We start from the raw sequence: 7,844 nt of genomic DNA, 5'->3' as shown, positions 1-7,844 counted from the left end.
GCGGCTACATCGCGATGCACACACCGATGCTCTGGGCGGTCGGGTTCTTGGTCACCTTCCTGTTCGGCGGCCTGACCGGCGTCATCCTGGCCTCACCGCCGATGGACTTCCACGTGACGGACTCCTACTTCGTGGTGGCCCACTTCCACTACGTCGTCTTCGGCACCGTGGTGTTCGCGATGTTCGCGGGCTTCTACTTCTGGTGGCCGAAGTTCACCGGCAGGATGCTCAACGAGACCCTGGGCAAGGTGCACTTCTGGCTGCTGTTCATCGGCTTCCACACCACCTTCCTGGTGCAGCACTGGCTGGGCGCCGAGGGCTTCCCGCGCCGCTACGCCGACTATCACCACATCGACGGCTTCACCGACCTGAACGTGGTCTCCTCGGTCGGCGCCCTCATCCTGGGCATCTCCACGCTGCCGTTCGTCTACAACGTCTGGCACACCGCACGTCACGCGCCGCGGGTGACCGTGGACGACCCGTGGGGCTACAGCAACTCGCTGGAGTGGGCCACCTCGTGCCCGCCGCCGCGGCACAACTTCACCTCGCTGCCGCGCATCCGCTCCGAACGGCCCGCGTTCGATCTGCACCATCCCCGGCTGGACATGCAGCCGCCGCCGCGTGAACCGGCCGGTCCCGCGCGGAAGAGCTGATCTCGCATGCCCGGCATGATCTGCGTCGGGAGCCGTGTCCCATGAACCCGCCGAGCGGGGAGGACCGGATCCTGATGCAGATCGAACGGATGCTGCGGGAGGGGGACCGCGCCTTCGCCCGCCGAATCGACGCTCTGAACGCCGCCCGGCCCGCGCGCGCCGGCCGGTGCTTCAGTTGCCCGGTGAGCCGGCGGGAGATCGTCTACGTCGTCCTGGCCACCCTGACCGTGGCGCTGGTGCCCGCCTGCTTCACCATCGTCATGTCCGAACCGTCCTGCCGGCCGCGGCCGCCGAGAGCGGCGGCCTCCTCGATCACCCCGACGAGACAGGCGGCGCCGTGCGTGCCCGACAGGACGGGCGAGATCGTCAGGATCGAGGCGGAGCCCACCGCGGCCCGGACTTCCCGGCATGACCGGTACGACCCGTACAACCGGTACGTCCCGACCCCGAAGACCCCGAAGACCCCGAAGACCCCGAAGACCCCGAAGACCCCGAAGACCCTGAAGACCCCGAAGACCCTGAAGACCCCGAAGACTCCGTGAGACTCCGTGAGACTCCGTGAGCAGGCGGGCGCCTGAGCCGGGTCAGGCGCCGCCGCGCTCGCTCCACTTGATCTCGTAGGGCTTCAGCTCGAACTGCTTGCCGTCCACGGTGGTGGTGACGGGCGCGTCGCTGGTGTTGACCATGACCAGCATGCGCTGCTGGGCCAGCACCCGCACCTTGGGATCGGAGGACGTGAGGTTCTCCAGCGTCACGCCGCCGGGGAACCACTTGGTGAACCCGCTCAGGAGGCCCGCCATCGGCATCTCCTGCCCCTCTCCCGGGATCCACAGGCAGCCGGGGCAGTCCCGCTGGCCTGCCTTGCGCTGCGGGTTCCAGTACAGGGCCGTGGTGGCGCCGCTGGCGGCGAACTCCATCATGGCCACCGCCTGGACGGCGGTGCGGCGCTCCTCGGTCCAGTCGACGTTGTCGGGGGCGACGTACCACTCCGCCCACCAGACGGGCATGTTGCCGCTCTTCTGGCGCAGCCACGTGGTGATGGCGCTGAACTTGCCGAGCGCGGTGAACTCGTCGGGGTGGATGCCGGCGTCCCTGGTCACCGAGGCGGCGTCGATCACGATGAAGTCGGCGCCCTTCTTGTTCTTGATCCAGTACTCGACGGCGTCCAGGTCACGCTGGTCGGCGACGCCCCACGGCCCCTGCAGCTCCGAGCCGCGGCCGTTCTTGTTGCTCAGGATCGGCACGTACGGCCCGCCGACCTTGATGTCCTCGTCCACGGCCTTCAGAGCGTCGTAGACCTTGTTGTACATCTCGGTGTAGGCCTCGGCGTCCCAGCGGTTCTGCGCGTTGTTCCAGAAGCCCTTGAACTCGTTCCAGACCATGTAGTGCTTGACCGTGGGATAGCGCTTGGCCACGGTCGTGACCAGCTTGGCGAAGTCGTCGAAGTGCTCACGCCGGGGCGCGGTCTCCAGCGAGCTCTGGCTCCAGTCGGTGCGGCCCTCGCTGCCGCCCTTCATCCAGTCGGGCGCGCAGCAGAGCGTGATCACCGGGACGGCCTGGGAGTCGGACATGAACTTGACGCGACGGTCGAGGTCGCGGAAGTCGTACTTGCCGGGTGCGGGCTCGGGGTTGCCCGCGCCCCAGCCCATGATGTGCTGGTTCTGGACGAGGGGCACCCGGCTCAGCACGTGGGAGGCCTCGTCTCTGACCCGGGCCGTCTCGTTGGTCGCGCTGTACTCGGTGTGCGTGACCCCCCAGCGCGGCCAGGACTCCGTCACGGGCGGCTGGGCGAGCGACGGCGCCGCCTCGGACGGGGGGATCGTCATGACCTGCCCGCGCGGCCTGTCGGAGCCCGAGGAGTACACGACGATCGCGGCGATGAGCGCCAATGTGACGACCCCCGCCCCCAGCGCGACCGGCCAGCTCGGGCGCCTCCTCTGGTGCCTTCCCTTCGTCGGTATCACCGGTGCGTCCTCGATCCTCGTTTCGGCGGATTACAGCGTTCCACGGCGGCCGGCGGCATGACCGTGCGCGCGCACGTGTTCACAGGGAAGCGTTACGGCCGCGTGTGGACAAGGGGTTGTGCTGCATTCCTACCGTATCGGGAGCGCTTGCAGGCCACTTGAACCTGAGGCCGGCGCCGTACCGGTGAGTCTGGAGGGGTTCTGAGGGTCTACAGCCCGTCCAGCACCCGGTGGGCGCGCTCGATGAGCGTCGGGACGCCCGCGCCGATGTGCTCGAATCCCTCCCCCACGGTCTTGCCCTGCAGGAAGCGGGCGTGGATGCCCTCGACGATGACCGCCAGCTTGTAGTTCCCGAAGGCCACGTAGAAGTCCAGGTCGGTGAGATCGGCCCCGGAGACCTTGGCGTAGTGGGCGGCGAACTCCCGGGCGGTCAGGAAGCCGGGGGCGACGGTCACCCCGGCGGCCACCGGGATCGACGCGCGCTCGTCGTCGCCGGGGTCCTGCCAGTAGGTCAGGGTGAGGCCGAGGTCGGCCAGGGGGTCGCCGAGGGTGGACATCTCCCAGTCGACGACGGCGAGGATGTCGGGCTCGGGCGCGAGCCGTACGAGCGTGTTGTCGAGCCGGTAGTCGCCGTGCACCAGGGCTGAGGCGGAGCGGGCGGGCAGGCGCTCGCGCAGGCGGGCCGCCAGGCGGTCGTGCTCGGGCAGGTCGGCGGTCTTCGAGCGCTCCCACTGCTGGCCCCAGCGCTCCAGCTGGCGGGCCATGTATCCCTCGGGACGGCCGAAGTCGCCCAGGCCCACCTCCCGGTAGTCGACCGCGTGGATCGCCGCGAGCACCTCGGCCAGCCGCTCCGACAGCCGGCGGGTCTGCCCGGGGGTCAGGCTCGCGGCGTCCTCCTGGCTCCGTACGGAGGCGCCGTCCACGTGTCCCATGAGATAGAAGGGCGCCCCGATGACGTCCTCGTCGCCGCAGAAGGCGACCGGTTCGGGGACGGGCACCGGGGTCGGGGCCAGGGCGGAGATCACCCGCCACTCGCGCCGCATATCGTGGGCGGTGGGCAGGACATGACCCAGCGGGGGGCGGCGCAGCACCAGGCGGCGCTGCGGGGTCTCGACGACATAGGTCAGATTGGAGCGTCCACCGGAGATGAGGGAGACGGCGGCGGGCTCTCCCGCCTCGGGGAGGTTGGCGGACATCCAGGTGGCCAGCCGGGCCCGGTCGATGCCAGGAGTGTTCATAGCCTGCAATTAGAAACCTATTCTAGAGGGAGCGCCACCCCACGCCCCCACCCCCTGATAAGTCCCTGTCAATCAAGAAAACATGCATGTCCGATGCCCTGTCGGGCATTCCCATCCTTTACCGTTACATTACGCGCCACCCGGCAAGATGGTCAGTAGATCGATACCCCTGATAGTCATGCTGGAGTGCGTAGGGGAATCCGCACACCCCAAGTCCCAGTAGGAGCCCATGCGCGTCTCTATAGTTCACCCCCGTGACCTCGGAGCAGCCGAGATCGGCCGCTGGAGAGAGCTCCAGACCGCCACGCCGGCCTTCGACAGCCCCTTCCTGTCCCCGGAGTTCACCGTCACGGTGGGAAGTCTGAGAGACCATGTCCGGGTCGCGATCATGCAGGACGGGCCCGACATCGTCGGCTTCCTGCCGTTCGAGCGGCATCCGCTGGGCATCGGCCAGCCGGTGGCAGCCGGGCTGACCGACGCACAGGGGATGGTGTACGCCAAGGACGTGGAGTTCGACCCGCAGCAGCTGCTCAAGGACTGCGGCCTGGCCGTGCTCGAGTTCGACCACCTGGTCTCGACGCAGCCGCTGCTGCCCGCCCGGCACACCCGCCACCCGTCGCCGATCATCGACATGCGCGACGGCTACGAGTCCTACATCGAGACGATCAAGGTCACCTCGGGCAAGACCTACCGCACGACCGCCTACAAGAGCCGCAAGCTCCAGCGGGACGTCGGGCCGCTCCGGCACGACTACGCCACCACCGACCCCGTCGCGCTGCGCACGCTGCTCGGCTGGAAGACCGACCAGTACCGCCGGACCGGCCGCACCGACCGGTTCTCCAAGCCGTGGATCGTCGAGCTCGTCGAGCGCCTGCTGGCCACCGACACCGAGCACTTCGCCGGGACGCTGGACATGGTCTACGTGGACGGCCGCCCGATGGCCGGCCACTTCGGGCTGCGCACCGCGACCACCCTGGCGGGCTGGTTCCCCGCCTACGACACCGCCTTCGCCAAGTACTCCCCCGGGCTGATCCACCACCTGGCCATGGCCGAGAAGGCCGCCGGGTCCGGGATCCAGGTCATCGACATGGGCCGCGGTGAGAAGGAGTACAAGGAGAAGCTCAAGAACGGCGAGTACGAGGTCGTGGAGGGCCGGATCGCCCGGACCTCCCCCGGCGCGGGGGTCCACTGGATGCTCCGGGTGCCGGTCCGCAAGGCGCGGGGAACCGTCCTGGCCAACCCGGCTCTTCGCAACACTGCGGACAAGGCTTTGAAAACCTTCGGCCGCATCCGCACCTCGCTGCAATCTTCGTAGGTCATCATCGAGAGGTGATGACCATCTCCGGCTCGACAGGGTGAGCCCCGAAGAACAGGTGGCCGGCTTGACCGGCCGCCGCTGTCTCCTCCTTCCGTCCAACCGCCTGGGCCTCTACCTGGCCTTGCGCCACTGGTGCGCGCCCGGCGAGCGGTTGCTGATGTCGCCGATCTCCGCCGACGAGATCCTGTTCCTGGTGCTCGCCGCGGGCCTGCGCCCGGTGATGGCCCCGCTCAGCCCCGAGGACGGCAACATCGACACCGCCGCGGTCGACCTGTCCGCGGTGGACGCGGTCCTGACCACGAACCTGTACGGCCTGCCCGACAGGCTGGCCGCGTTCGCGGGCAAGACCCTGATCGAGGACGTCGCGCACGGGATCGAGACCACGGTCGACGGCCGTCCCCTGGGCACCTTCGGCGCCGCCGGCGTCTACAGCCTCTCCAAGCACCCGGGGGCCGGCTCCGGCGGGGTGCTGGCGGTCGAGCGTGAGTCGGACCTGCGGGTGCTGGAGCGTGAGCGCGACCGGCTGCTGCTGCCCGGGACGTTCGCCCACGAGGTCTACTCGGTGTTCACCTCGACGGTCAGGCACATGGCGCTGCGCCTCAACATGGTCAGGCCCGCGCTGCGGACGGCGCGGACGCTGGGCATCGAGGAGGCCAGGGACGGCTACCGGATCGCCGCGCGGCCGGCCGATGTGAAGCTGGCCCTCAAGCACGCCCCCGACCTGCCGGCCTTCGACTCCTGGGTCCGGGCCGACCTGCACGACTACCGCACCCGGCGGGGACCCCTGGCGCGGTGGTACCAGTCCAGGCGCCTGAGCGTCCTGCCCGGTCAGCGGGAGCGGCGGATCGCCGGGGTGCGGACGCTGGCGGAGCTGCCGACCGTGGCGGCGGGCGTGCGCCGGCACCTGGACCAGCCGCTCTTCCGGGTCCCGCTGCTGGTGGCCGAGCGGGACGAGGCCGTCGCCGCGCTGGAGCGCCACGGCGTGGCGACCGGCTATCTCTACGACCCGCCCTACGACGACTATCTGCCGGAGTACACCGAGGCCTCCCCCTCGCCGGAGGTGGCGCGCTGGTGGGGACGGCACGTGCTCCCGGTCGACCCGCTGTACGCCCGGCGCGCGCTGCCCGTGGTCAGGTCCCTCGCCCCGGCCCCGCCTCCGCCCGTTCCGTCAGCTCCGCGATGACCGCGGCCGCCCGTCTGATCTGAGCCTGCGAGGCGGAGCCGTACCCGATCACCAGGCCGTGCCTGCGCGGCGGCCCGTGGTGGTGGCGTTCGAGGGTCTCCAGCAGCACGCCGCGCTCGCGGGCGGCCTCGACCAGGGGCGCGACCGCGTGTTCGGGCAGCTCCACCATGACGTGCAGGCCCGCGGTGTCGCCCATCACGCGGGGGCCGAGGATCTCCACGATCGCGGCCCGCCGCCGGGCGTACTCCAGCCGCATGCGGCGCAGGTGCCGCTCCAGGTCACCCCTCTCCAGGAGCGCGGCCACCGCCTGCTGGACCGGGCCGGCGGTCCGGTCGGCCAGCGCGTCGCGGGTCAGGGCCACGGCGTCGAGCAGTTCGGGGGCGGCCACGATCCAGCCCACGCCGACGTCCGGGGACAGGGTCTTGGACAGCGTGCCGAGCAGCACCACCCGCCGCGGGTCCAGGCCGTACAGCGCGGGCAGCGGGGCGACGTCGTAACGGAACTCGGCGTCGTAGTCGTCCTCCACGACGAGCGCCCCGGTACGGCGGGCCCAGGCCAGCAGGCGCTCGCGACGGGGCATCGGCAGGCGCCCGCCGAGGGGGTACTGGTGGGCGGGGGTGGTGTACAGAACGCGCAGATCGCCGGGGAGCCCGTCCACGACGACGCCGTCGGCGTCCACCGGGCAGGGCGCGATCTCGGCGCCCCGGGCCGCGAAGACGTTCCTGGCCACCCGGTAGCCCGGCTCCTCCACCCCGGCCCGGTCGCCGGGGCGCAGCAGGGTGGCCGCGACGAGGTCGAGGCCGTTGCCGGTCCCGCGCGTGACCATGATGTTCTCCGGGCCGACCAGGATTCCCCTGGTCCTGCGCAGGTGCCCGGCCAGCGCCTCCCGCAGCCGGGGAAGGCCGTGGGAGTCGGGATCGTCCCCCGGCGGCAGGTCCGCCGCGCCGCGCCACGCCCTGCGCCAGGCGGCGCGGTCGTAGTCGCGCACCCACGGCCGCCCCGGCCGCAGGTCGACGACCTCCCCGCCGTGCTCCCCGTCGTACGGCGCGCGCCGCCCACCTGGTCCGCCCGACACGCCGTGCCGGAACCTGCCGGAGGCGGTCAGGACGGGCGGCGGCAGGCGGATGGCGGGCTCCCCGGTCGCCGCGGACGCCGCGCCGCACCGGCCGGCGGAGGGCGGTTCTGCGCCGGGCCGTACCGGGGCCAGCAGGTCGGCCACGTAGGTGCCGGAGCCGTGCCGGCCCTCCAGCCAGCCCTCGGCGTAGAGCTGCTGGTAGGCCTCGGTGACGACGGTCCGGCTGACGGCGAGCTGGGCGGCCAGGGCCCGGGTGGAGGGCAGGCGCTCGCCGGGTTTGAGTGCGCCGTCGCGCATGGCGGCGCGCAGCTCGTCGCAGAGCTGGGCCGACAGCGGGACGGCGCGGCTCCGGTCCACCGAGACGGGCAGGTCGACGAGCGGGCGCGGCAAAGTGGTCTCCCGGAAGCTCCATG

General features: G+C 71.1%; 7 protein-coding genes. 4 read left to right on the top strand and 3 right to left on the bottom strand.

What is annotated here, in order from left to right; translation table 11 throughout:
- Both Psi01_RS39855 and Psi01_RS39850 read left to right on the top strand, forming a co-directional pair.
- On the top strand, nucleotides 1-653 hold a 653-nt coding region (locus Psi01_RS39855), incomplete at its 5' end, for a cytochrome c oxidase subunit I (protein WP_204069384.1).
- A gap of 41 nt (nucleotides 654-694) precedes the next feature.
- Complete coding sequence (locus Psi01_RS39850) at nucleotides 695-1,195, top strand: hypothetical protein (RefSeq protein ID WP_204069383.1); 501 nt, start codon at nucleotides 695-697, stop codon at nucleotides 1,193-1,195.
- A gap of 42 nt (nucleotides 1,196-1,237) precedes the next feature.
- On the opposite strand, the gene Psi01_RS39845 is transcribed toward Psi01_RS39850, so the two are convergent.
- Complete coding sequence (locus Psi01_RS39845; protein ID WP_239128393.1) at nucleotides 1,238-2,617, bottom strand: GH39 family glycosyl hydrolase; 1,380 nt, start codon at nucleotides 2,615-2,617, stop codon at nucleotides 1,238-1,240.
- Between the two features lie 209 nt (nucleotides 2,618-2,826).
- Nucleotides 2,827-3,855, bottom strand: coding sequence for a phosphotransferase family protein (locus Psi01_RS39840; protein ID WP_204069382.1), 1,029 nt, complete (start codon nucleotides 3,853-3,855; stop codon nucleotides 2,827-2,829).
- A 229-nt stretch (nucleotides 3,856-4,084) separates the two neighbouring features.
- On the opposite strand from Psi01_RS39840, the gene Psi01_RS39835 reads away from it, so the two are divergent.
- Nucleotides 4,085-5,170, top strand: coding sequence for a GNAT family N-acetyltransferase (locus tag Psi01_RS39835; RefSeq protein ID WP_239128392.1), 1,086 nt, complete (start codon nucleotides 4,085-4,087; stop codon nucleotides 5,168-5,170).
- 40 nt (nucleotides 5,171-5,210) lie between these two features.
- Entirely contained in the window at nucleotides 5,211-6,356 is a 1,146-nt protein-coding gene (locus tag Psi01_RS39830; RefSeq protein WP_204069381.1) for a DegT/DnrJ/EryC1/StrS family aminotransferase, read from the top strand.
- On the opposite strand, the gene pdxR is transcribed toward Psi01_RS39830, so the two are convergent.
- Nucleotides 6,304-7,821, bottom strand: coding sequence for a MocR-like pyridoxine biosynthesis transcription factor PdxR (pdxR, locus tag Psi01_RS39825; protein WP_204069380.1), 1,518 nt, complete (start codon nucleotides 7,819-7,821; stop codon nucleotides 6,304-6,306). The two genes, Psi01_RS39830 and pdxR, sit on opposite strands and share 53 nt — an antisense overlap.
- Between the last annotated feature and the right edge of the window lie 23 nt (nucleotides 7,822-7,844).

The sequence above is a fragment of the Paraplanobispora siamensis genome (genome assembly GCF_016863175.1).
Classification (GTDB): domain Bacteria; phylum Actinomycetota; class Actinomycetes; order Streptosporangiales; family Streptosporangiaceae; genus Planobispora; species Planobispora siamensis.
This window is presented reverse-complemented; position numbering and strand designations above follow the sequence as displayed.